Origin of the sequence: Cypionkella sp., assembly GCF_036782355.1 — a bacterium.
Taxonomy (GTDB): domain Bacteria; phylum Pseudomonadota; class Alphaproteobacteria; order Rhodobacterales; family Rhodobacteraceae; genus Cypionkella.
Map to the genome: position 1 here is coordinate 26273 of NZ_DAIPZF010000026.1, position 22533 is coordinate 48805.

General features: G+C 61.7%; 18 protein-coding genes. 5 read left to right on the plus strand and 13 right to left on the minus strand.

Annotated features, from left to right (window positions below; translation table 11 throughout):
• Positions 1-1590: an ABC transporter substrate-binding protein gene (locus V7Q10_RS11075; protein ID WP_333869161.1), complete on the minus strand. Its 1590-nt coding sequence runs from the start codon at positions 1588-1590 to the stop codon at positions 1-3.
• A 133-nt stretch (positions 1591-1723) separates the two neighbouring features.
• A complete protein-coding gene (locus V7Q10_RS11080) occupies positions 1724-3754 on the minus strand; it encodes a CocE/NonD family hydrolase (protein WP_333869162.1) in 2031 nt (676 codons plus the stop codon).
• Between the two features lie 189 nt (positions 3755-3943).
• Here V7Q10_RS11080 and betC point away from each other — a divergent pair, with 189 nt between their 5' ends.
• Positions 3944-5452 carry a choline-sulfatase gene (betC, locus tag V7Q10_RS11085; protein WP_333869163.1) on the plus strand — a complete coding sequence of 503 codons (1509 nt, stop codon included), beginning with the start codon at positions 3944-3946 and terminating at the stop codon, positions 5450-5452.
• 76 nt (positions 5453-5528) lie between these two features.
• Here betC and V7Q10_RS11090 read toward each other — a convergent pair whose 3' ends face one another.
• Positions 5529-7142, minus strand: coding sequence for a GMC family oxidoreductase (locus V7Q10_RS11090; RefSeq protein WP_333869164.1), 1614 nt, complete (start codon positions 7140-7142; stop codon positions 5529-5531).
• Between the two features lie 77 nt (positions 7143-7219).
• Positions 7220-7690 carry an OsmC family protein gene (locus V7Q10_RS11095; RefSeq protein WP_333869165.1) on the minus strand — a complete coding sequence of 157 codons (471 nt, stop codon included), beginning with the start codon at positions 7688-7690 and terminating at the stop codon, positions 7220-7222.
• 130 nt (positions 7691-7820) lie between these two features.
• Here V7Q10_RS11095 and V7Q10_RS11100 point away from each other — a divergent pair, with 130 nt between their 5' ends.
• Positions 7821-8138, plus strand: coding sequence for a DMT family transporter (locus V7Q10_RS11100; protein WP_333869166.1), 318 nt, complete (start codon positions 7821-7823; stop codon positions 8136-8138).
• Here the strand turns inward: V7Q10_RS11100 and V7Q10_RS11105 are convergent.
• From V7Q10_RS11105 to V7Q10_RS11130, 6 genes are all read right to left on the minus strand, one after another.
• The gene (locus tag V7Q10_RS11105) at positions 8135-8932 is read right to left on the minus strand and encodes a carnitinyl-CoA dehydratase (protein ID WP_333869167.1); all 798 of its coding nucleotides are present in this window, start codon (positions 8930-8932) and stop codon (positions 8135-8137) included. The genes V7Q10_RS11100 and V7Q10_RS11105 overlap by 4 nt on opposite strands.
• Positions 8929-10917 (minus strand): acetate--CoA ligase family protein, encoded by a 1989-nt coding sequence (locus tag V7Q10_RS11110; protein ID WP_333869168.1) that lies wholly within the window; start codon positions 10915-10917, stop codon positions 8929-8931. Before V7Q10_RS11110 ends, V7Q10_RS11105 begins: the two co-directional genes overlap by 4 nt.
• Positions 10918-11211: 294 nt before the next feature.
• Entirely contained in the window at positions 11212-12375 is a 1164-nt protein-coding gene (locus V7Q10_RS11115) for an acyl-CoA dehydrogenase family protein (RefSeq protein WP_333869169.1), read from the minus strand.
• A gap of 9 nt (positions 12376-12384) precedes the next feature.
• Positions 12385-13137 carry an SDR family oxidoreductase gene (locus V7Q10_RS11120; RefSeq protein WP_333869170.1) on the minus strand — a complete coding sequence of 251 codons (753 nt, stop codon included), beginning with the start codon at positions 13135-13137 and terminating at the stop codon, positions 12385-12387.
• Positions 13134-14600, minus strand: coding sequence for a carnitine 3-dehydrogenase (locus V7Q10_RS11125; RefSeq protein WP_333869171.1), 1467 nt, complete (start codon positions 14598-14600; stop codon positions 13134-13136). The genes V7Q10_RS11120 and V7Q10_RS11125 overlap by 4 nt, the downstream gene beginning before the upstream one ends.
• A 12-nt stretch (positions 14601-14612) precedes the next feature.
• The gene (locus tag V7Q10_RS11130) at positions 14613-15527 is read right to left on the minus strand and encodes a 3-keto-5-aminohexanoate cleavage protein (RefSeq protein WP_333869172.1); all 915 of its coding nucleotides are present in this window, start codon (positions 15525-15527) and stop codon (positions 14613-14615) included.
• A 73-nt stretch (positions 15528-15600) separates the two neighbouring features.
• Here V7Q10_RS11130 and V7Q10_RS11135 point away from each other — a divergent pair, with 73 nt between their 5' ends.
• Complete coding sequence (locus V7Q10_RS11135; RefSeq protein WP_333869173.1) at positions 15601-16563, plus strand: GlxA family transcriptional regulator; 963 nt, start codon at positions 15601-15603, stop codon at positions 16561-16563.
• A gap of 148 nt (positions 16564-16711) precedes the next feature.
• Here the strand turns inward: V7Q10_RS11135 and V7Q10_RS11140 are convergent, their stop codons facing one another.
• Genes V7Q10_RS11140 through V7Q10_RS11150 form a run of 3 tightly spaced genes read right to left on the minus strand, consistent with a single transcriptional unit; the run spans position 16712 to position 20321 of the window.
• Positions 16712-18721, minus strand: coding sequence for a M3 family metallopeptidase (locus V7Q10_RS11140; protein ID WP_333869174.1), 2010 nt, complete (start codon positions 18719-18721; stop codon positions 16712-16714).
• Between the two features lie 25 nt (positions 18722-18746).
• Entirely contained in the window at positions 18747-19529 is a 783-nt protein-coding gene (locus tag V7Q10_RS11145) for an amino acid ABC transporter permease (RefSeq protein WP_333869175.1), read from the minus strand.
• 9 nt (positions 19530-19538) lie between these two features.
• The gene (locus tag V7Q10_RS11150; RefSeq protein ID WP_333869176.1) at positions 19539-20321 is read right to left on the minus strand and encodes a transporter substrate-binding domain-containing protein; all 783 of its coding nucleotides are present in this window, start codon (positions 20319-20321) and stop codon (positions 19539-19541) included.
• 209 nt (positions 20322-20530) lie between these two features.
• On the opposite strand from V7Q10_RS11150, the gene V7Q10_RS11155 reads away from it, so the two are divergent.
• Complete coding sequence (locus tag V7Q10_RS11155; protein ID WP_333869177.1) at positions 20531-21325, plus strand: dioxygenase family protein; 795 nt, start codon at positions 20531-20533, stop codon at positions 21323-21325.
• Between the two features lie 316 nt (positions 21326-21641).
• Positions 21642-22505, plus strand: a complete 864-nt coding sequence (locus V7Q10_RS11160; protein WP_333869178.1) for a branched-chain amino acid aminotransferase — start codon at positions 21642-21644, stop codon at positions 22503-22505.
• Positions 22506-22533: the final 28 nt, after the last annotated feature.

Below are 22533 nucleotides of genomic sequence, written 5' to 3' on the forward strand. Positions count from 1 at the left end.
TTACGCGTTCAGCCAGCACTTGGCCAAAGCGCGGCCATTCATCATCTCGCCGTTTGGATCGGCAAACCAGCCGCCAACCTCATCGCGCTTGGCTGCAACAAAGTCGTTGAACATCGGCAGGATCAAACCGCCGGTGTCGCGCAGCGTATTGGCAAGTTCGGAATACATCGCCTTGCGCTTGCCGCCGTCCAATTCAGCGCGGGCCGCGATCAGCGTGGCGTCAAAGCCTGCATCCTTGAACTTGGTGTCGTTCCAATCAGCGGTCGACAGATAGGCGGTGGAATACATCTGATCTTGCACCGGACGCCCGCCCCAATAGGACGCGCAGAACGGAGCAACGTTCCAGACGTTGGACCAATAGCCATCATCAGGCTCGCGCTTGATTTCCAGCGGGATGCCAGCCGCATTGGCCGATTGCTGGAACAATTGCGCCGCCTCAATCGCACCGGGGAAGGCCCCATTGGCCACCTGCAACACGATGGGCGAGCCATCATGGCCGGTTTTGTCATAGTATTCCTTGGCCTTGACCGGATCGTATTCGCGCTGCGGAATGCTGTCGTCAAACATCGGATAGGCCGCGTTGATCGGGAAGTCGTTGCCGACAGAGCCCAGACCGCCAAGGATCTTATCCACCATCTCTTGACGGTTGATCGCAAGCTTCAACGCCATCCGCATGTCGTTGTTGTCAAAGGGCGCCTTGTCGCAATGCATGATAAAGACATAGTGGCCACGCCCTGCAACGCTTTCCACCGACATCCCCGGCGCGCCTTTCAGCAGACCGATGACCTTGGGGTCGATCTTGTTGATCATATGCACCTGGCCAGCCTGCAAGGCCGCCATCCGCGCGGTGTTGTCGTTGATCACAAGGATTTCAACCTGATCGGCGTGACCCAAAGTGGTGTCCCAATGATCGGCGAATTTCTCAAAGGTGTGACGCACGCCCGGCTCGTTGGCGACGACCTTGTAAGGCCCGGCCCCAATGCCTGCATCTGGCGCATCAATGCCGCCATTTGGCTGAATGATCAGGTGATAATCGGCCATCAGGAACGGAAGGTCGGCGTTGCCCGCCACCAGTTTCAGCGTGACGCTGTCGGCATCCGAAGACATCTCGGCGATGCCCTTCACAATACCCAAAGCGCCCGACTGCGATTTCTCATCGGTGTGACGCTTCAGCGTGGCAACAACATCCTCAGGGGTCACGGTCGCGCCATTATGGAACTTGACGCCCTGACGGATCTTAAACTTCCACTCGGTCGCATCGGCGTTCGCGGAAATCTCTTCAGCAATCCGCGGCACGATCTCGCCGTTTTCGCTGACATCGACCAAAGTGTCCCCCCAAAGCAGGTTGACCGTGAACGGCACTTCCGAGGCCGCCAGCGCCGGGTCAAGCGAGTTGGTGCTTTCGCCGCCCGACATGCCAGCACGCAGGATGCCGCCCTTCTTGGGCTCCTCGGCCTTGGCAGCGGTGGTCAGCAAAGCACCCGCCATTGCCGCCGAAATACCCAAAGCACCGGCACGGCCCACAAACTCGCGGCGGCTGATCAGCCCTTTCGCCGCGGTCTTCAACAGATGGTTCAGTTCAACAGACATCGTTTTCTCCCTGAGTTGGCGTTTTCGCCAGGTTGTCGTGACAGCAACTTGGTGTTGCCTTTGTTATTGATTCTCCAATCAATAACCCACGCTTTTTAAATGTGGCAAGGATTCTTGCACCCTTCGCCCGATCTCACACAAAGCGGCGCGCGACCTCTTCGTCAAAATGGCGCTCAAAAATCAGCGCCTCGCCCTCATAGGCCTGCAACCGCGCCACCATGCGAAACGCCGTAGCGGTGGCAGTCATCTCTGCCCATGCCACTGTTTTCACAGACCAATCCCCGCGTGACAGCCTTTGCTCCCAACAGTGCTCGGCACGCGCGGACAAAGGATCATCGGGATGGATCTGCCATAATTCCCGCATGGTCTCCCCACTACATAACCCATGTTTCAAATTTTCGACATCCCCTAGATCGTCATTTACGATCAAAGACACGGTTTTTCCGATCAGATCCTGCTCGATCCTGCGCGAGGTCTTGCCCGCCCGCAGCACCCGATGCGCCCAAGGTGCCGCCCCTTCCGCAGGCGGCGGCGCCCATTCCGGCCCCGATCCCGCATGCAGCGGCAGCTCCACTTGCCCCGATGTGATCCGCAACCGCCCCGCCTCGGGCGAAGGCCAAAGAAACGGCCAATAGCTGTTCGAAATCGCCAAGCGCAGCCGATGCCCCGCGGCCAAACGATAGGCCATCTGGTCCAGCGCAAAGCCCACCTCCACCGCCTGATTCAGCGGCATTGGCTCGGGCAGCTCCATGCTGTTGCGATGACACAGGTTCAACATACCATGCGCAATCCGTACTGAGCTGCCATCAGGCGCCACATCACAAAGCCGCGCCACCACAAAGCCCAAAGGCTTGTCACTCGCCAGCCGCAACCGCAGCTTTGCCGCCCCCAACAGATCCATCGGCTGCGCCAACACCGCGCCGTCAAAACAAACCGACATGGCATCCTCGCCCGCCTGATCCCCGGGCATCTCGGCATTCAAACCCATCGGAAAGAACTCGCCCGCCTGCAAGCCCAGATGCTGCGGCGTCGCCACCTCCACCGCAAAGCCCGCTTCATCTGTCCCTAAATATCCCACGGGGGTCCGGGGGTGTGAAACCCCCGGCACCTGCGCAGGCATCGCCAAATGCAAAACCGCGCGCGACACCCGGGCCGAGGGCCAATCCGCCTCCACCAGCCAATGCCCCGCACGGGCGCGCGCCGAGGCATCGGGCGGCTGCGAATGCAGCATATAGGCGCGATAGGCGCCATCGCCCTCGGCACCATTCTCAATCCCCTTCAACCAGCGATCCCACCAGCGCAGCGCGCATTGCAAAAACCCAATCGCAGGCCCCGGCACGGCCGTATGCGGGTATTGATGCACCCAAGGCCCGACAATCCCCTGCACGGGAGCAGGCACATTCTCGACCAACTGCGCCACGGTATTCATATAATTGTCCGCCCAACCGCCCCAAGACAGCACCGGCACCGTCATGCGGGCATAATCCTCGCTGACCGAGCCGTGCTTCCAATAGGCGTTCTTTTCCTGCATCGCCGCCCAGCGCGGCGCAAGCCAAGGCTCCGCCTCCAGCCGCGCCAGCCAATCCTCGCGCCAATCAGGCCGCAAAGCCGGGTCAGCCGGACGGCTGGAATAAGACAGCATCACCGCCCCCCAGCCAAAATTCTCGCCCAGCAAACAGCCGCCCTTAAAGTGGATATCATCGGCAAACCGGTCCGTGGTCGAACAGACCGAAATCACCGCCTTCAACGCAGGCGGCTGCAAGAATGCGGTCTGCAAACAATTGAACCCGCCCCAGCTTTTGCCCATCATCCCCACCGCACCCGAGCACCAGTCCTGCGCAGCCAGCCAAGCGATCACCTCACAGGCATCCGCCAATTCCTGCGGCGTATATTCATCCTGCATCAGCCCTTCGCTGTCGCCGGTGCCGCGCATATCGACCCGCACACAAGCATAGCCATGCCCCGCCACATAGGCGTGCATGATCTCGTCACGCGGCAAAGTGCCATCGCGCTTGCGGTAGGGAATATATTCCAAAACCGCCGGAACCCTGCCCGCGCCCTCGGCCCGCCAGACCCGCGCCGACAGGCGGCAGCCATCCGACAACACAATCGCCAGATCTGGCTCTTCGATGATCTTGAACGGAAACTCGCTGCGAACCTGCATGACGCCCTCCTAAAGCTGTGCCGCCATCAGACCCCGCGCCTGCGCCTGCGTCGACCCCAAACCGCCCGCCCAAGCGCAAAAACCGACAATCTGGCGCCCTTGCCAAAGTTTCCGCTTGCAGCTTGGCGGTTCAATCGGCACCCCTAGGGGCAAAGACTTTTGTAGCGTAGCACGTCCCAAGGAGCCCGCATGTCCAGCCCGCCCAATATCCTTATCCTGATGGTCGACCAACTGACCGGCACCCTGTTCGATGATGGCCCCGCGGCCTTCCTGCATGCCCCCAATCTGCGCCGGCTGGCCGATCATTCGGTGCGCTTTGCCAATGCCTATACCGCCTCGCCGCTTTGTGCGCCCGCGCGCGCCGCCTTCATGTCAGGCGCGCTGCCGCGGCGCACCCGCGTCTATGACAATGCCGCCGAATTCGCCTCCGATATCCCCACCTATGCGCACCACTTGCGCCGTGCGGGCTATTACACCTGCCTCTCAGGCAAGATGCACTTCGTCGGCCCCGATCAGATGCACGGCTTTGAAGACCGGCTGACCACCGATATCTACCCCGCCGATTTCGGCTGGACCCCAGACTACCGCAAACCAAACGAGCGCATCGATTGGTGGTATCACAACCTCGGCTCCGTCACCGGCGCGGGCGTGGCCGAGATCACCAATCAGCTCGAATATGACGATGATGTCTGCCACCAAGCGGTGCAGAAAATCTACGACCTCTCCCGCGGGCTTGACGCGCGGCCCTGGTGCCTGACCGCCAGCTTTACCCATCCGCATGACCCCTTTGTGGCGCGGCGCAAATATTGGGATCTCTACAATGACGCGCCGGAATGTGAACCGCCCGAACCGCGCAGCTACGCCGAAATGGACCCGCATTCCAAACGCCTGATGGATGCCTGCGATTGGCGTGGCCTGACGGTGACCGACGATCATATCCGCCGCGCCCGCCAGGGCTATTTCGCCAATATCTCTTATATCGACGACAAAATCGGCGAGATCTTCACAGCCCTCGAAGCCACCCGCCAAGAGGCCACCGTGATCTTTGTCTCTGACCATGGCGAGATGCTGGGTCGCAAGGGCCTGTGGTTCAAGATGAGCTTCTTTGAAGGCGCGGCCCGCGTGCCCCTGATGATCTCGGCCGCAGGCCTGACCCCACAGCGGATCGAAACCGCCGTCTCTACCATCGACATCACGCCCACGCTTTGCGACCTAGCCGGCATCTCGATGGCCGAGATCATGCCCTGGACCGATGGCATCAGCCTGCTGCCTCTGGCCATGGGCACGCCGCGCACCGAACCCGTGGCGATGGAATATGCCGCCGAAGGCAGCATCACCCCCATGGTCGCCCTGCGCATGGGGGCATGGAAATTCATCCACTGCCCCGCCGACCCCGACCAGCTCTTCGATCTGGCCGCCGACCCGCTGGAAAACCACAACCTCGCCGCCGATCCGCGCGCAGCCGAGGTGCTGGCGCATTTCCAAACCCTGGTCGCCGCGCGCTGGGATCTGCCGGCCTATGACGCCGAGGTGCGCCAATCCCAGGCCCGCCGCTGGGTGGTCTATCAAGCGCTGCGCAATGGCAATTACTACCCTTGGGATTACCAACCCCTGCGCGCCGCCTCTGAACGCTATATGCGCAACCATATGGATCTGAACGTGCTGGAAGACAGCAAACGCTTCCCGCGCGGCGAATAAGCCAAAGCGCCGCTTTCATCTTGGCAAAAATATCCCCGCCGGAGGCCCCGCCTTGCCTCCGGCGCACCACCACCGCCTAGCGCGCGTCCGCCAATACCATCTCAGCCCCCTTCCACCCCATCAGGATCGAAGGCGCATTGGTGTTGCCGGCAATCAGGCTTGGAAAGGCACTGGCATCAATCACCCGCAGGCCCTGCACCCCATGCACACGGCAGCGCGCATCCACCACCGAGCCCGCCGCATCCCGCCCCATCCGCGCCGTGCAGCTTGGATGATAGACCGTGCCGGATCGGGCGCGAAAATCTGCGATCAGATCGGCATCGCTTTGCACCGCAGGGCCGGGGCGCAATTCCTCAGCCACATGCTGCGCAAAAGCCGGCTGGGCGACGATATGGCGCAGGAATTTCACCGCCGCCAACATCTCGGCCACATCCTCTTGGGTCGAAAACGCATTGGCGATGATCTGCGGCGCTTCAAAGGGGTCGCGTGACTTGATCCGGATGCTGCCGCGGCTGGTCGGATTGCAATTCGACAGGCCAATCGACAGCCCCGAAAACGGGTCTGGCGTCAGCAAGGGCCGCTCGCCCGCGCGCGGCAGCAGGGTCGAAAACGCCTGAAAATACAACTGCATGTTCGGCCGCGCCAAATCAGGCCGGGTGCGGAAAAATCCGCCGCCATGGTTGATGGATTTCGCCAAAGGCCCGCCGCCGGTCAGGAAATACTGCATGCCCACAAACAGCTTGCCCCACCAAGGCCGCAAGATGTCGTTATAGGTCGCAACCTTCATCCGCCAAGTATAGTTGATGCCCTGATGGTCGTTCAGATTGGCACCGACATTGTCATTGGCCATCACAATCGGAATGCGATGCTCGGCCAGCAACGCCGCAGGCCCGACGCCCGACAGCTGCAAGATCTGCGGCGAATTGATCGCGCCGCCGGCCAAAATCACCTCGGCTTTGGCGCGCAGCTCTTGGCGCTTGCCGTCTTTCAGATATTCCACCCCAACCGCGCGCTTGCCCTCAAAGATCACCCGCGTCACCTGCGCGCGCGTCAGCACCGACAGGTTCTTGCGCCGCATCGCAGGGCGCAAAAACGCCCGCGCGGTGGAATTGCGCCGCGCGCCCTTGATCGTCATCTGATAGGTGCCCGCCCCTTCTTGCTCGGCGCCGTTGAAATCGCGGTTATAGGGCAGCCCCGCCTGAGCGCAGGCCTTGATGTAATCGCCCACCAGCCAATGCAGCCCCTTGCGGTTTTCCGAGATAAACAGCGGCCCGCCCTTGCCACGAAAGGCATCGCCACCCGCTTCGGTATCCTCAATCGCGCGATAGGCGGCCAGACACTCCTCCCAGCCCCAGCCCGGATTTTCAGCCCCCCAAGCCTGATAATCGGCCTTATTGCCGCGAATCCAAACCATGGCATTGATCGAAGACGACCCGCCCAAGATCTTGCCCCGAGGCCAATGATCCCGATTGCCAGCCAGCCCCGGATCGGGTTCGGTCTGATACATCCAGTTCACATTGGGATCGTAGAACAGCTTGCCATAGCCCAGCGGCAGATTGACGAAAAACCGCCGATCTGATCCGCCCGCTTCCAACACCGTGACGCGGTGCTTGCCGCTTGCACTCAACCGCTCTGCCAGTACCGACCCTGCCGAGCCTGCACCCACAATGATATAATCGCAGTCGTCCATTGGGCACCCCTTCGTTTTGCCCAACCTAGCGCGGCGCAGCGCGCTGACTTGGCCCGATGCGACAGAATATGTCGGCTTTACGCAGATGTTACAGTGAAGCTGGCGCGAATGCTGATCGGAAAATTCACCGAACGCGCAATATAGCAAACCTGATGAATGCGGTGGTGAATCGCCTCGGCCTCAACCAGATCAGCCCCCGCAGCCAGTAGGATCTGCGGCCGCAACTCGCAAGACAAAAACCGCCCCGCGCCGCCTGCGCCGGTCTCGCCCACCGCCAAGGGCGCGTCTTCGTATCCCAGCACCACAATCCCCGCCTCGGCGGCGAAATGCAGATACCACAGCATATGACAGGCCGAGAGCGCCGAGATCAGCAGATCTTCGGGGTTCATCTTGGTCGGATCGCCGCCCAGCAAGGGGTCATTAGAGCAGGCCACCACCGGCTTGCCCTTGGCCGCGATGTTCCAAGTGCGGTCATAGCCGCGATAGCTGCTGGTGCCGGTGCCGCGATTGCCCGTCCAGATTACCCGCGTTGTGTAGTCGTGCTGCATCAAAGCCCCCGCTTGCCCCTGCTTTAGGCTAACGCGGGCTTGCATCCAGCGAAAGCCCCGCCATTATGGCGCGGCACGGGACGACCCGCGCCTTTGCAACACCTTGGGACGACCCGCGACAGGAGCCATCATGGCTTGGATCACACTGGCCATCGCAGGATTGTTCGAGGTGCTTTGGGCCTTTGCGATGAAGAAATCCGAAGGGTTTACCCTGCTTGTGCCCAGCAGCATCACGGTTCTGGGCGCAATTGCCAGCATGGTGCTTTTGGGTTTGGCGATGAAAACCCTGCCGCTTGGCACCGCCTACACGGTCTGGACAGGCATCGGCGCGGTCGGCAGTTTTGTGCTTGGCATCACCCTTTTGGGCGAACCCGTCACGCCGATGCGGCTGACCGCCGCCGTGCTGATCGTCGCGGGGCTGGTGCTGATGAAGCTGTCCAGCCCCTAGCGGCCCTGCCAAACCGGATCGCGCTTTTCGGCAAAGGCGCGCGCGCCTTCCAACTGATCCTCGCTGGAATAAAGCCTGTCAACCGTCGGCAACAGCCGCTTGGTCACCCGGTTCAGCGCGTCTTGAAACCGCATATCTTCGGCCTCGCGCACCACTTCCTTGATGGCTGCATAGACCAAAGGCGGACCAGATTCCAACAGCCGCGCCAGATCCCAAGCCTTGGCCAGCAGATCTTCGGGTGTGCAGATCTCTTTCACTATGCCCCAGCGATGCGCCTCTTCGGCGTCAAACCACCGGCCTGTCAGCAAAAGATCCATCGCCACATGATAGGGAATGCGCTTGGGCAGCTTGATGCTGGCAGCATCGGCCACCGTGCCCGAGCGGATTTCCGGCAGCGCAAAGGTCGCATTGCTGGAACAAAGGATCAAATCCGCCGACAGCGCCAGCTCAAGCCCGCCACCGCAGCAAATCCCGTTCACCGCAGCAATCACCGGCTTGTTCAGGTTCGGCAATTCCTGCAAGCCGCCAAAGCCGCCGACCCCGTAATCGCCATCCACCGCATCACCACCCGCCGCCGCCTTCAAATCCCAGCCGGGGCAAAAGAACTTCTCGCCCGCTGCGCGCAAAATGCACACCCGCAGCGCCGCGTCATCCCGAAAGCCGCGAAACACCTGCCCCATGATGCGGCTGGTGATCAGGTCAATCGCATTGGCCTTGGGTCGGTCAAGCGTCACCTCTAGGATCGCCCCCTCCACCCGCGTCTTGATCGGTCCGTCGGTCAGCATCTGCATCATCTTGTCCTTACCAAAGCATCCACAGCCACAGCTCCGTTAGAGCGCGCAAGGATAGGGTTAATCTCGATCTCTTCCAGCCGCGGATCAGCCGCCATCAACTCGCCCAAACGCAGCGCAATCGCCGCCACCGCCGCAACATCCGCGCGCGGGCGGCCGCGATAGCCGTCAAGCAGCGGCCAAAGCCGCAGACCGCGCATCGCTTGCATGACCTGCGCCGCGCTCACCGGCCAGATCAGCGTCACCGTATCGGCCAAAACCTCGGCCGTGACACCGCCCATGCCGATGGTCAGCGCGATGCCGTAAACCGGATCGCGCCGCAGCCCCAAAAGAACCTCGGCCACGGCACCGGTGACCATCTCTTCCAGCAGATAGCCACTGGCGCCTGCCATCTCGACCTGCCCGTCCAAGCTGGTCAGGCCCAACCGCACCGCGCCGGCTTCGGTCTTATGCGCAAAGCCCAAACCCTTAAGCGCAAAGGGCGCGCGCAGCTCGCCCTGCCGCGCGGTCAGCTCAGGCAGGCTGGGCGCGCTGATCGCGGCAGGCACCGCGACGCCAGCGCGGGCCAAAACCGCCTTGCCTTCGGCCTCACTCAGCAACCGGCTTTCGCCTTCGGCGACAACAGCCACCGGCTGCCAGCCTTCCACGACATCCCAGCGCTGCGCCGCCTTGATCGCGGCCAGGGCGGTTTCCAAGCCCATCAACGTGCACACGCCCTGCGCCATCAGGGCCACCGCGCGTGCCTCGTCAAAGTTCTCGGGCATCGAAGCCACCGGCAGCGCCGGTCGCCCCGTCGCCGCCTGCGCCGCCACAATCGCATCCAGCGCCGGCTGATAGCCCGAGGGATCGCAGCGATCACCACGCGGCGGATCAATGATATAGATCCCCGCATCATAGCCCGACAGCATGGTGCTGAACACATCCGTGGTGCGCGGCCCGTCACCCCAAATAAAGGTATGGTAATCCAATGGATTGGCGATGGTGACGATGGGCCCCAAAATCTCGCCCAAGCGCGCACGCACCGCCTCTGGCACGGCTGGAAAGGCAAGACCGAAGCCCGCCGCCAAATCCGCGACCAAACCCGCCTCGCCGCCCGAACACGACAGCGAACAGATCGCCTGACCCAAAGCGCCGTGACAGTGCAAAATCTTCAAGGTCTCGATCAGCTCGGAAGGCGTATTGACCTCGGCCACGCCAATCTGGCGCAAAAACGCCGATGACGCCGCGCCGCCGCCCGCCAAAGACGCGGTATGCGAGGCGGCAGCCAGACGCGACAGTTCGGTCTTGCCCGATTTGATCGCAACAATCCCCTTGCCCATCGCCCGCGCGCGGGCCGCAAGGGCTGCAAACGCCGCCGCATCGTCGATGCCCTCGATATAAAGCCCCAAGGCAGTGACGCGCGGATCCTCCAGCAAAGCCCCCGCCAAATCGGCCAATCCAACCACCGCCGCATTGCCCAGACAGGCGACATAGGCCACCGGCAAAGCCCGCTTTTGCATGCCCAGATTGATCACAATGTTCGAGGATTGGCTGACCAAGGCCACGCCGCGCTCGACCCGCACACCGCCATGCTGATCGGGCCAGAGCAAAGCCCCGTCCAGATAGTTGATCACGCCGTAGCAATTCGGCCCCAAGATCGGCATATCACCCGCCGCCGCAATCAACTGCGCCTGCAACTCGGGCGCGCCAGCTTCGGTCCAGCCGCTGGCAAAACAAATCGCCCCGCCCGCCCCCATCGCCGCAAGCTCGGCCACAACCTCAACGGTGGCAAAGCGGTTCACGCCGATAAACACCGCATCGGGGGGCTCTGGCAGATCCGCAAGGCTGGCATAGGCCCGCAGACCGCCAATCTCGGGCTTGTTTGGATGCACCGGCCAAACCTGACCCGCAAAGCCCATCTTGCGACATTGCTCGATCACATTCAGCGCCCAACCCGCGCCTAAAACTGCGATGGTTTTCGGGCGCAGCAAACGGTCCAAGGGTTTCATTGCCCGCCTCCGACCCGCGCGACACCGCCGCCAAGACGGGGGCCAGCCCCCGCGCTGCCTTGCTGCGCAAGCCAGCTTCCCCCGGGATATTTAGAGACAGATGAAACACAAGGGCGCCCCACCCCGGCCAAGCGGGGTGAGGTTTCACCTGTCACGGCCATCGGGGTCCCCCCCTGTTCCGTGAGATCAGAATCGCTCATTAAGGTTAACATTTCGTTTCATCTGTCCAAAAATATCCTCGGGGGGAGGCTTTGCTTGCAAAGCCGTGGGGGGCAGACAGCCCCCCTGCTTGGCTCAGGCGCCCTGCGCGCGCAGAAGCTCTCGGCTGATGATATGGCGCTGGATCTCGCTGGTGCCTTCCCAGATCCGTTCCACCCGCGCATCGCGCCAGATGCGTTCCAGTGGCAATTCATCCATCAAGCCCATGCCGCCATGGATCTGGATCGCTTCATCGGCAATCATCGCCAGCACTTCGCTTGCCTTGAGTTTGGCCATTGACATATCAGCCTCGGTCACCGTGCCCTGATCGTATTTCCAGGCCGCCTCGCGGGTCAGCAGTTCTGCGGCTTTCAGCTCTGTCGCCATATCGGCAAGTTTGAACGACACGCCTTGGAACTTGCCGATCTGCTGGCCAAATTGCCTGCGCTCGGCGGCATAGCTGATCGCAAGGCCCAGCGCGCGCTCGGCCCGACCCAGGCAGGTCGAGGCCACCTGCAGCCGTGTTGCGCCCAGCCATTTTCCTGCGACTTCAAAGCCTTGGTGCAGCTCGCCCAAGATCTGCCGCTTGTTCAGGCGGCAATCGTCGAATTCAAGGATCATGTTGTTATAGCCGCGATGCGAGACGTTGCGGTAGCCCTCGCGCACCGTAAAGCCTTTGCTGCCCTTATCGACCAAAAACGCGGTGATGCGTTTTTTCGGGCCGCGCGGGGTGTCTTCTTCGCCAGTGGCCACCCAGACAATCGCGAAATCGGCAAGATCGGCGTGGCTGATGAAATGCTTGGTGCCGTTCAGGATGAAATCATCGCCATCGGCCCGCGCCGAGGCCTTCATGCCGCGCAGATCAGAGCCGGCCCCCGGTTCGGTCATCGCTTGGCAGTCGTGCTTTTCGCCGCGCACGCAGGGCAGCAGATATTGCTCGCGCTGATCGCCGACACAGGCCAGCAAGATATTCGAGGGCCGCGAGACGCAGGTCCAATGCAGCGCGTAATTGGCTTTGCCAAGTTCCTTTTCATAAAGCAGCCAAGTCAGCGTATCGAGCCCGGCACCGCCGACCTCTTCGGGCATATTGGCGGCATAAAGCCCTGCGGCAATCGCTTTGGCAGCGATTTCGCGCCGCAGCTCTTCGCGCAAGACCCCCGTGCGTTCGACTTCGGCTTCATGCGGGTAAAGCTCGGCTTCGACAAAGCCGCGCGTCGCATCGACGATCATCTGCTGTTCTTCTGTCAGTCCGAAATGCATCTGATTTCCTTAGGGATCAACGTTGTAGGTCATACCGTCCACGGCCAGTGCCTGACCCGAGATCATCCGCGCGCCGTCAGAGGCCAGATAAAGCGCCAGGGCTGCCACATCTTCGGGGTCCGAGAGCCGCTTCATTGCGGTGCCGCTGGCGTAGCCTTGGCGCACGGCATCGGCGCTCATGCCTTTGGCGGCGGCTTCGGCTTCGATCACGCGGTCGATGCGCGGCCCGTTCACAGAGCCCGGGCAGATCGCATTGGCGCGGATGCCGTGGGGGCCCAGCTCCATCGCCACGGTTTTCATCAGCCCGATCACCCCCCATTTCGCCGCCACATAGGGCGCACGATAGGGCGTGCCATAAAGCCCCGAGGTCGAAGAGGTGAAGATAATGCAGCCCGCCCGCGCGGGTTTCATTATCTTGGCGCCGAACTTGGCCGCCAGCATCGCGCCGTCCAGATTGACGCCAAGGCATTGGTGCCAAGCCTCAAGATCCATATCCTCGATCGCAGCCGTCGGGCCTTTGATGCCCGCATTGGCGCAAAGCACATCCAGACCGCCCCAAGCCGCTGCGATCTCGTCAAACAAGATCTGCATCCCCGCTTCCGAGCTTGCGTCCGAAACCGAGCCACGGATGCCCGCAGGCAGCGCCGCGATCATCGCGGCGTCAACATCTGTCACCCAAACCCGGTCGCCTTGCGCTGCAAAGGCCTGTGCCATCACCAGACCAATGCCATTGGCCCCGGCGGTTACCAGAACCCGCCTCATCGTTTTTGCCCCACAGCGCGACCCGCGCCTTCGGGCAGCGGCAGGCCTGCATGGGCTTCGGCAATGGCACGCAGTTTCGCCCAAACCTCGGGCGCTGCCGGCGAGGCTTTGCCTGCGGCCATATCGACATGCAGACACAGCTGTTCGATGGTGGCGACGCACTCTTCGCCCTTCATGATCCGCACAAAGGAGCGATAGCGCTTTTCATCCGCAGAGATGATCTGAAGCGTGCCCGTCAGCCGATCGCCCAGCTTGGCCTCGCCCAGATGGCGAATGTGGGTTTCAGCGGAATAGAACGAATGCCCGGCGGCGACATAGTCCATCCCCGCCCCGATCAGCCGCAGAAAGTTATCGACGGTTTCGGAATTGGCAAAGTAATAGCGGCTTTCGGTCATATGGCCGTTGTAATCAATCCAGCCGGGCAGCACTTGCATCTGCGCCATTACCAGCGGTTCGGCCTTGGGCGCGGCGTCAATCTCGGCGTGAAAGGCGATGGCGCGCTTTTCATCATGTTCGCGCAGCACTTTGCCCGCACCCCAGTTGCGGTCTTTCAGGGCGCGCAAAAAGCCGATCAGGTTGCTGTCGCGAATCCGCTCCAGCTCGCGAATGCTGTGCATCCCCGATTGTGCATCCGACTGGCCTGCGATCAGATCAACAAGTTCGTCGTTGAACTCGGGCACATCCATCAGCTTGGTCCAAGGCCAGCTGAGGCAAGGCCCAAACTGCGCCATAAAGTGCTTCATCCCCGCCTCGCCGCCCGCGACACGATAGGTCTCGAACAGGCCCATCTGACCCCAGCGCAGGCCAAAGCCCATGCGGATCGCCTCGTCGATTTCTTCGGTGGTGGCGATGCCGTCCTTGACCAACCACAGCGCTTCGCGCCACACCGCCTCTAGGAAGCGGTCGGCGATATGGGCGTCGATCTCCTTGCGAATATGCAGGGGGAACATGCCGATGTCTTTCAGGATTTGCTTGGCGTTTTCAATCACCTGCGCATCTGAGCGCGGCGAAGGCACCACCTCGGCCAGCGGCAAAAGGTAAACCGGATTGAACGGGTGGGCCACGAAAATCACGCTGGGATTGGCAGCACCTTCTTGCAGCTCTGAAGGCTTGAAGCCCGAGGTGGAAGACCCGATCGGCGTGCCCAAAGCCGCCGATTGCTGGATCTGCGCAAACACGCGGTGCTTCAGATCCAAACGCTCGGACACCGATTCCTGAATGTAATCCGCACCCTCGACCGCCTCGGTGATGGTGGCGGCAAAGCTTAAGATCCCCTCGGCAGGCATCGGCACATCCGACAGCGCAGGCAAAGCTGCCCGCGCATTGGCCATCACTTCGGAAATCTTGCGCTCGGCCTCTGGATCAGGGTCAAAGACCGAAACATTCCAGCCGTTCAGCAAGAACCGAGCCGCCCAACCGCCGCCAATAACCCCGCCACCAATGATCGCTGCTTTTCTTGTCATCTGGGTCTCTCCTCAGCGGGCCAAAGGCGCGCGTTTTTCCAGCTTTAACTTGGCGCGCACTTCGGCAGGCGTGATCACCCGCGCCCCCAGATTGGTGATGATCGAAACCGCGCGCTCGACCAATTGCGCATTGGTGGCAAGCACACCCTTTTCAAGCCAAAGATTGTCTTCCAAGCCAACCCGCACATTGCCCCCCGCCAAAACACTGGCCGCGACATAGGGCATCTGGTTGCGGCCAATGGCAAAGGCACTCCATTGCCAATCGGCGGGCACGTTGTTGACCATCGCCATAAAGGTGTTCAAATCATCCGGCGCCCCCCATGGCACGCCCATGCACAGCTGCACCAAAGTCGGCGCGGGGATCACGCCTTCGCGCGCCAATTCCTTGGCAAGCCACAGATGGCCGGTGTCAAAAGCCTCGATCTCGATGCGCACACCCGCCGCCGTCATCTGCTGCGCCATAGCGCGCAACATGCCCGGCGTGTTGACCATGACGTAATCGGCCTCGTTAAAGTTCATCGTGCCGCAGTCCAGCGTGCAAATCTCGGGCCGGCATTCCACCACATGCGCCACCCGCTCGGTCGCACCTGCCATATCAGAGCGTGGCCCCATCCGGCCCATATCTTCCGAGCCTTCAAAATAGATGTCGCCACCCATGCCGGCGGTCAGGTTCAACACCACATCGGTGCCCGAATCGCGAATGCGCTCGGTCACTTCACGGTAAAGCGCGCCGTCGCGGCTGGGCTTGCCGGTTTCAGGGTCGCGCACATGGCAATGCACCACCGCCGCCCCCGCCTTGGCCGCATCAATCGCCGAAGCCGCAATCTGGGCAGGCGAGCGCGGCACATGCGGGCTGCGGTCTTGCGTGCCCCCCGATCCAGTGACAGCACAGGTGATGAAAACGTCGCGGTTCATGGCCAAGGGCATCGCAATCCTCCTTAAGGTTTGGCCTCAGCATATCGGGCTTGCAAAGCGCCGCTTGTCATTTTACGAAACTTTTATGTCAAAAAGCGCAACGATCTTCGCCGCATCGCAGCAACCGCTGACGCTGGCCCTGCTGGTGCTGCCACAGGCCTCTATTCTCGAGGTCGCCTCCACCCTCGACCCGCTGCGCGCCGCCAACCGCCACCTTGGCACCGAGGCCTTTCGCTGGCGCGTGGTCACCCCCAACGGCCAAGCAGCGCCGCTGACCTGCGGCATCGAGCTGCCCTCCTCCGGCCCCCTCGCTTCGGCGAAAGGCGCAGATGCGCTGATCGTGATCGCAGGGTTTCGCCAATCCGAAGTCGCCACCGCCCCGCTGATCCGCGACCTTTCCCGCATTGCGCCCCGTTTCGCAGCCATCGGTGGCATCGACGCAGGGCCCTGGGTGCTGGCGCGCGCGCGGCTGCTCAATGGCTATAAGGCCACAGTGCATTGGGAAGATTTGGAAGACCTCAGCAGCGCACATCCTGATATCGAGGTGCTGCCCGACCGCTATGTGATCGACCGCAGCCGCTTTACCGCAGGTGGTGCCGCCCCCGCCGCCGATCTGATGCTGCACCTGATCGCCTGCCGCCATGGCGCAGGTCTTGCCCGCCAAACCGCCGCAAGCTTCATCACCAGCCCGCGCCCAGCGGCCGAGCCGCAACTGCGCGCAACGCCACAAACCCCGCGCCTCGATCCCCGCATCGCCAGCGCCGTTGCCCGCATGGAAGCCAACCTTGATGCGCCCGAACCCGCCAGCCAAATCGCCGCCGCCCTGAACCTCTCGACCCGACGTCTGGAGCAGCTTTTTCGCGAAAACCTCGGCCTCACCCCCGCAGCTTATGGCCTGACCCTGCGCTTGGCCGCAGCCCGCCGGATGATCACCGACACCCACCACCCGCTGGCAGAAGTGGCGCTGCGCTGCGGTTTTTCTTCTGCCTCAAGCCTTTCACGCGCCTTTCGCGCGAAATTCGACCGCGCCCCGCGCGATTTAAGATAGCACCGCGCCCTCGCCAATCTTCGGAAGCCTCCGGCGGGGATATTTTTACCAAGATGAAAGAGCAAAACCCGCCGCTTTCATCTTGGTGCAAATATCCCGGGGGAGGCGGGCTTGCCGCGAGGCAAGCGCGCCGGGGGCAGCGCCCCCTCTAGGTCTCGAACAGGCCGCGGCCTTTTAGCAGTGGCTCCACCCCCGGCATTCGGCCGCGGAATTTGGTGTAAAGCGCGTCTGGCGGCGCGGAGCCTCCGGCCGAGAGAATGAATTTTTCCAGCCGCGCTGCCGTCGCGGGGTCAAAGGCGTCACCTGCTTCGGTGAAGGCTGCAAAAGCATCGGCGTCCATCACTTCAGACCACATGTAGGAATAATAGCCCGAGGCATAGCCGTCGCCCGAGAACACATGTGCGAAATGCGGCGTGGCGTGGCGCATGCGGATGGCTGAGGGCATGCCCAGGGCTTCAAGCACTTCGGCCTGTTTCTGCATTGGGTCCGCGGGCGCCGCCCCTTCGTGGAAGGCCAGATCGACGAGGGCTGAGGCAAGGAATTCCACCGTCGAGAAGCCTTGATCATAGGTGCCTGCCGCCAAAAGCCGTGCCAAAAGATCGGCAGGCATCGCCGCCCCCGTTTCGACATGGCGGGCATGTTTTTCTAACACTTCGGGCACTTCCAGCCAATGTTCGTAAAGCTGGCTGGGCAATTCGACAAAATCGCGTGCCACCGAGGTGCCCGAGATAAAGCCGTAGGTCACATCCGACAGCATCTGATGCAGCGCGTGGCCAAATTCATGGAACAGCGTGCGCGCGTCATCATAGGACAGCAGCGCCGGCGTGGCCTTGGCGAAGTTGCAGATATTGACCACCACTGGCCGCACCTCGCCACCCAATTTGCGTTGCGAGCGCATCGCCGAGCACCAAGCCCCCGAGCGTTTCGAGCCGCGCGCAAAGTAATCGCCGATAAAGACCGCCACATGTTGGCCGTTGCGCGTCACCTCCCAAGCCCTTGCGTCCGGATGGTAAAGCGGCAGATCCAGCGCGCGAAATTCAAGCCCGAACAGGCGGTTGGCGCAGTCAAAGCAGGCCTCCAGCATCGACTTAAGGCTGAGGTAGGGTTTCAAGACTGCCTCATCCAGATCATGTTCGGCCAGCCTGCGGGCTTGGGAATAATAGCGCCAATCCCATGGCTCGAGCGGCCCGGTGATGCCGTCAGCCGCCAGCCTTGCTTGCAAAACTGCGGCATCTTCAAGCGCTTTGGCGCGGGCAGGCGCCCAGACCCGCAGCAGCAGATCGCGCACAGCTGCGGGGGTTTTCGCCATCTCGGGTTCCAGTTTGAAATCGGCAAAAGACCCATAGCCAAGCAGGGCCGCGCGTTCGGCCCGCAGCGCCAAAATCTCGGCGGCGATGGCGCGGTTATCGGTCTCGCCGCCCGAAGCCCCGCGGGCGACCCAAGCCTCATAGGCCTTTTGCCGCAGGACGCGATGCGGCGAGAATTGCAAGAACGGCACGATCAGCGAGCGCGACAGTGTCACCACCGGACCCATCGCCTTTTCCGCGCCAGCAGCCACCGCGCCTGCTACCACAAAATCGGGCAGACCTTGCAGATCTTCGGCGGCCAGCGGCATGAACCAGCTGCGCTCGTCGGCCAGCAGATTTTGGCTGAACTGGGTGCCCAAGACCGCGAGCCGGGCTTTGACTTGCGTCAGGCGTTCGGCCTCGTCGCCTTGCAGCTGCGCGCCCGAGCGGACAAACATCTGCCGATAAAGTTCAAGCACCCGTGCCTGTTCTGCGCTCAGATCAAGGTCTTCGCGCCGCTGCCACAGGGCCTCGATCCGCGCGAACAGCGCTTTGTTGTTGGTGACTTCTGAGGAAAACGCGCTCATTTTTGGCGCAAGATCGCGCTGCAAAGCCTCGCGGCTTGGGGTGCTGTCGGCACCGGCAAGATTGTAAAACACCCCGGCCACCCGGTCCAGCAGGGCCTCGGCCAGTTCCATCGCCTCGATGGTATTGGCAAATGTGACTTCGGGCTGCGCCACAATCAGCGCGATATTGTCGCGCGCCTCGGTGAGGGCCGCGTCAAAAGCGGGGGCGAAATCTTCGTCCTTGATCTGCGCAAAGGGCGGCAGGGCAAATTCCCCCTCCCAAGCGGTCAGCAAAGCATTGGTCATAGCCGTTCTCCTGTTTGATGCGGGCTTACCGCTCTGATTTCCGGCGCAGCCGCTGCTCGAGCCTGCGCAGTGCCAGCGACAGGCCGATGGTCATGCTGAGATAGATCAGCGCCACCACATTATAGGTTTCAAAATAGCGAAAATTGCCCGCCGCCGTGACTTTGCCCAGCTGGGTGATATCGGCCACGCCCAGCACCGAAACCAAGGAGCTGTCTTTCACCATGGCGACAAAGTCATTGCCCAAGGGAGGCAGGATGGTGCGAAAGGCTTGCGGGGCGATCACATGGCGAAAGCGTTGCCAGCCAGTCAGGCCAAGTGCTGCTGCGGCCTCGATCTGACCACGCTCGACCGATTGCAGCCCGGCGCGAAACACCTCAGCCAGAAAGGCCGAATAGGCCAGCATCAGCGCGATGATCGCCCGCCACAGCAGCGGGAAATCGCGTGTTGTCATCGGCGCCCAGCCAAAGGCCCAATTCCACGCCGCCACAAAGGCCGGCGCGCCGACAAAGGCCACATAAAGCAGCAGCACCATGATCGGCACGCCGCGCATCACCTCGATATAGCCGCGCGAAACCTCGCGCAGCAGCCGAAACCGCGACACCCCCGCAAGCGCCAGCGCAAGGCCCAGCGCACAGGCAAGCCCAAAGGCCACCAGCGTGACAAAAACCGTGATGCCGATGCCCTTGGTCAGGGTGCGCATCACTTGGCTGTAAATCTCGCTGGCCCAAACCTGATAGAACAGCCAAAGGCCGGTGATGCCAAGCACCACCAGCCAATAGGGAAATTCTTGCTGATGTTTGGGCGTCATAAAGCCAGCTTATTGGCCCATTTTATAGTCAAGGAACCACTTTTTGTTCAGCGCCTCGATGCTGCCATCAGCCTGCATCGCCGCGATGCCTGCATTGATTGGCGCCACCAGATCCGAGCCTTTGGGGAAGATAAAGCCGAAATCCTCGACCCCCATCTTTGGCCCAACGATCTTAAGCCCGCCGTTGGAGGCATCGACATAGCCCTGCCCCGCGGTGCCATCGGTCAGCACCAGATCGACATCGCCCGCCTTCAGCGCCTCGACCGTGGCACCAAAGGTCTCGAACAGTTTGATCCGCGGGTTGGCCTCGTTGCCATCCAGCACTTCGTAAACGGCGGTATAGAAAGGCGTGGTGCCGGGTTGGGCTGCGATCAGCAGCTTGTCATCACCGGCAAAGGCCGCAGGATCCGCAAAGCGCGCCTCGTCGCCGCGCACCAACATCACCATTTCCGAGCGCATATAGGCGTCCGAGAAATCGACCTTTTCCTTGCGGTCTTCCTTAATCGTGATACCGGTCATGCCCAGATCATACTGGCCTTCCGACACCGCAGGGATCATCGCATCCCAAGAGGTGTTTTCATATTTCACCGTGAAGTTCAGCTTTTTGGCCAGATCGGCCATGGCATCATATTCCCAGCCAATCGCCTTGCCGTCCTTGTCGGTGAATTGCAGCGGCGGATAGGCGTTTTCGGTGACAACAACGATTTCTTTCCCGCCCAAATCCGGCAGATCGGCCGCAAAAGCGCCAGAGACAGTCAAAGCAAGGCCCGCAAGGGCGACAGCAATCTTCATGGTGTGAACTCCCCGTCACGAATTGGATACACAACTATGTGCGCCATTGTAGGGCAAGAGCAAGGGCCTGCGCGGTCTGTTTGGGTGGAATAGGCACAGCGCGCGCCTTTGTGCATCGCTGCACAGCGCATCTTCATCTCGGCCCAGATCTTGCCATTGCAGCAGCGGCCCTTCGCGCCCATCCTTTAACACAGCCAAAGGAGGCCATCATGTCACGATTTCCCACCTATTTCATCAGCCACGGCGGCGGGCCTTGGCCTTGGGTACCTGCAATGCGGCAGATGTTTGCCAATCTTGAATCCGCCTTGGCACGGATGCCAGCCGAGGTTGGCGCGCGGCCCAAAGCGGTGCTGATGATCTCGGGCCATTGGGAAACCCCTGATTTCGCGGTGATGTCCTCGCCGCATCCGCCGATGGTCTATGATTACGGCGGCTTCCCGCCTGAAACCTATAAGATCGCATATCCCGCCCCCGGCGCGCCCGCCTTGGCGCAACAGATCGCAGATCTGATCGCCGCCGCAGGTCTGCCGACGCATCTGGACGCAAAACAAGGCTACGATCACGGCACCTTTGTGCCGGCCTATGTGATGTATCCGCAGGCCGATATGCCGATCTTGCAGGTGTCACTCCAGCATGGCTATGATCCGGCGGCGCATTTTGCGCTTGGCCGCGCGCTTGCCCCGCTGCGCGATGCGGGCGTGCTGATTGTGGGGTCGGGTCTGTCATATCACAATCTGCGCATGTTCGGCCCTGGAGCCAAAATCCCGTCCGAGGCTTTTGACGCTTGGCTTTGCGAGGTGATGGCCCTGCCCCCCGCAGAGCGCACCGCGGCTTTGCTGGAGTGGGAAAAGGCCCCCTACGCCCGCATCTGCCACGCCGAGGAAGACCACCTTGCACCGCTGTTCGTGGCACTTGGTGCAGCCGAAGCCGACAGCGCTCAGCAAGTCTATCACGACAAGGGCCTGATGGGCGGCGTCACCGCCAGCAGCTATAAACTGGGCTAAAGCGGCGCAGCGCCTTAGCCGATTCGGGCGATGGATCGCCCCGCAGCAAGGTTTGAAACCCTTTGTCGCGGGGCATAAAGCTTCACTTTATCAGATATTTATCAAAGACTTGCCCTTTCAAATACCGCCCCATACCGAACCGTCACGAAACCGTTGCAGGCGTGGAACAGGCTGTCTCCGAGGCGCAGCCTCATCTGTCCCCAAGCCTGGCCCCGCAATAGGCCCCGCCCTTCTGTCCCCCCGACAGAGGGGCGTTTTTCTGCTTTCCCCCGCGCGCCACTCATGCCACCTTCGCGGCAATAGCAGGAGAAATCACATGGCCTTCGGCACCGCAATCCGCACCTATTTTGAAGGCAAATGGCACGAGGGCGATCTGCCCGTGATGCGCGCCGCCGATCATGGCATCTGGCAGGGCAGCTCGGTCTTTGACGGCGCGCGGCTGTTTGACGGGGTCTGCCCCGATCTTGACAAGCATTGCGAACGCCTGAACCGCTCGGCCGAGGCGCTGATGATCACCCCCACCGTCGCCGCCGATGAGATGGAGGCGATCATCCGCGAGGGTTTGCAGGCCTATAGCCACAGCCAATCGGTCTATGTGCGGCCGATGTATTGGGCGATCCACGGCTCTAAACTGGGGATCACGCCGCTGGCGGGGGCCACAGGTTTTGCCATCAGCCTGGAAGAGGTCGCCATGCCTGCGCCCGATTTTGCCACCACCGTGACCCGCACCCGCTTTCGCCGCCCCGTGATCGAAGATGCGGTCTGCAATGCCAAGGCTGGCTGCCTTTATCCCAACAATGCCCGCATGTTGGCCGAGGCCGAGGCCAAGGGCTACGGCAATGCGCTGGTCGCCGATGCGATGGGCAATCTGGCGGAATCTGCCACCGCCAATGTGTTCTTGGTCAAAGACGGCGTGGTGCTGACGCCGATCCCGAATGGCACCTTTCTGGCAGGCATCACAAGGGCGCGCCACATCGCCAACCTGCGCGCCGATGGCTTTGAGGTGCGCGAGACCGTGCTGACCTTCGAAGACGCCCATGCGGCGGATGAAATCTTTTTGTCCGGCAATTTCGCCAAAGTCACCGCGGTGAAGGAATTCGACGGCACCCATTACCCCCACCGCCCCGTAACCGACCGCGCCCGCGCGCTTTATATGCAATGGGCGGCAACGCAGGCTTAGGAGGGCGGCAGCGGTTTGGGGTCAAGGC

Bases quoted from the DNA above. Each gene is read 5' to 3' on its own strand.
- V7Q10_RS11120 (WP_333869170.1), bottom strand. From the start codon at position 13,137: ATGAGGCGGGTTCTGGTAACCGCCGGGGCCAATGGCATTGGTCTGGTG.
- V7Q10_RS11155 (WP_333869177.1), top strand. From the start codon at position 20,531: ATGTCACGATTTCCCACCTATTTCATCAGCCACGGCGGCGGGCCTTGG.
- V7Q10_RS11110 (WP_333869168.1), bottom strand. From the start codon at position 10,917: ATGAAACCCTTGGACCGTTTGCTGCGCCCGAAAACCATCGCAGTTTTA.
- V7Q10_RS11125 (WP_333869171.1), bottom strand. From the start codon at position 14,600: ATGACAAGAAAAGCAGCGATCATTGGTGGCGGGGTTATTGGCGGCGGT.
- V7Q10_RS11115 (WP_333869169.1), bottom strand. From the start codon at position 12,375: ATGCATTTCGGACTGACAGAAGAACAGCAGATGATCGTCGATGCGACG.
- V7Q10_RS11130 (WP_333869172.1), bottom strand. From the start codon at position 15,527: ATGCCCTTGGCCATGAACCGCGACGTTTTCATCACCTGTGCTGTCACT.
- betC (WP_333869163.1), top strand. From the start codon at position 3,944: ATGTCCAGCCCGCCCAATATCCTTATCCTGATGGTCGACCAACTGACC.
- V7Q10_RS11080 (WP_333869162.1), bottom strand. From the start codon at position 3,754: ATGCAGGTTCGCAGCGAGTTTCCGTTCAAGATCATCGAAGAGCCAGAT.
- V7Q10_RS11145 (WP_333869175.1), bottom strand. From the start codon at position 19,529: ATGACGCCCAAACATCAGCAAGAATTTCCCTATTGGCTGGTGGTGCTT.
- V7Q10_RS11150 (WP_333869176.1), bottom strand. From the start codon at position 20,321: ATGAAGATTGCTGTCGCCCTTGCGGGCCTTGCTTTGACTGTCTCTGGC.
- V7Q10_RS11135 (WP_333869173.1), top strand. From the start codon at position 15,601: ATGTCAAAAAGCGCAACGATCTTCGCCGCATCGCAGCAACCGCTGACG.
- V7Q10_RS11075 (WP_333869161.1), bottom strand. From the start codon at position 1,590: ATGTCTGTTGAACTGAACCATCTGTTGAAGACCGCGGCGAAAGGGCTG.
- V7Q10_RS11095 (WP_333869165.1), bottom strand. From the start codon at position 7,690: ATGCAGCACGACTACACAACGCGGGTAATCTGGACGGGCAATCGCGGC.
- V7Q10_RS11105 (WP_333869167.1), bottom strand. From the start codon at position 8,932: ATGATGCAGATGCTGACCGACGGACCGATCAAGACGCGGGTGGAGGGG.
- V7Q10_RS11160 (WP_333869178.1), top strand. From the start codon at position 21,642: ATGGCCTTCGGCACCGCAATCCGCACCTATTTTGAAGGCAAATGGCAC.
- V7Q10_RS11140 (WP_333869174.1), bottom strand. From the start codon at position 18,721: ATGACCAATGCTTTGCTGACCGCTTGGGAGGGGGAATTTGCCCTGCCG.
- V7Q10_RS11100 (WP_333869166.1), top strand. From the start codon at position 7,821: ATGGCTTGGATCACACTGGCCATCGCAGGATTGTTCGAGGTGCTTTGG.
- V7Q10_RS11090 (WP_333869164.1), bottom strand. From the start codon at position 7,142: ATGGACGACTGCGATTATATCATTGTGGGTGCAGGCTCGGCAGGGTCG.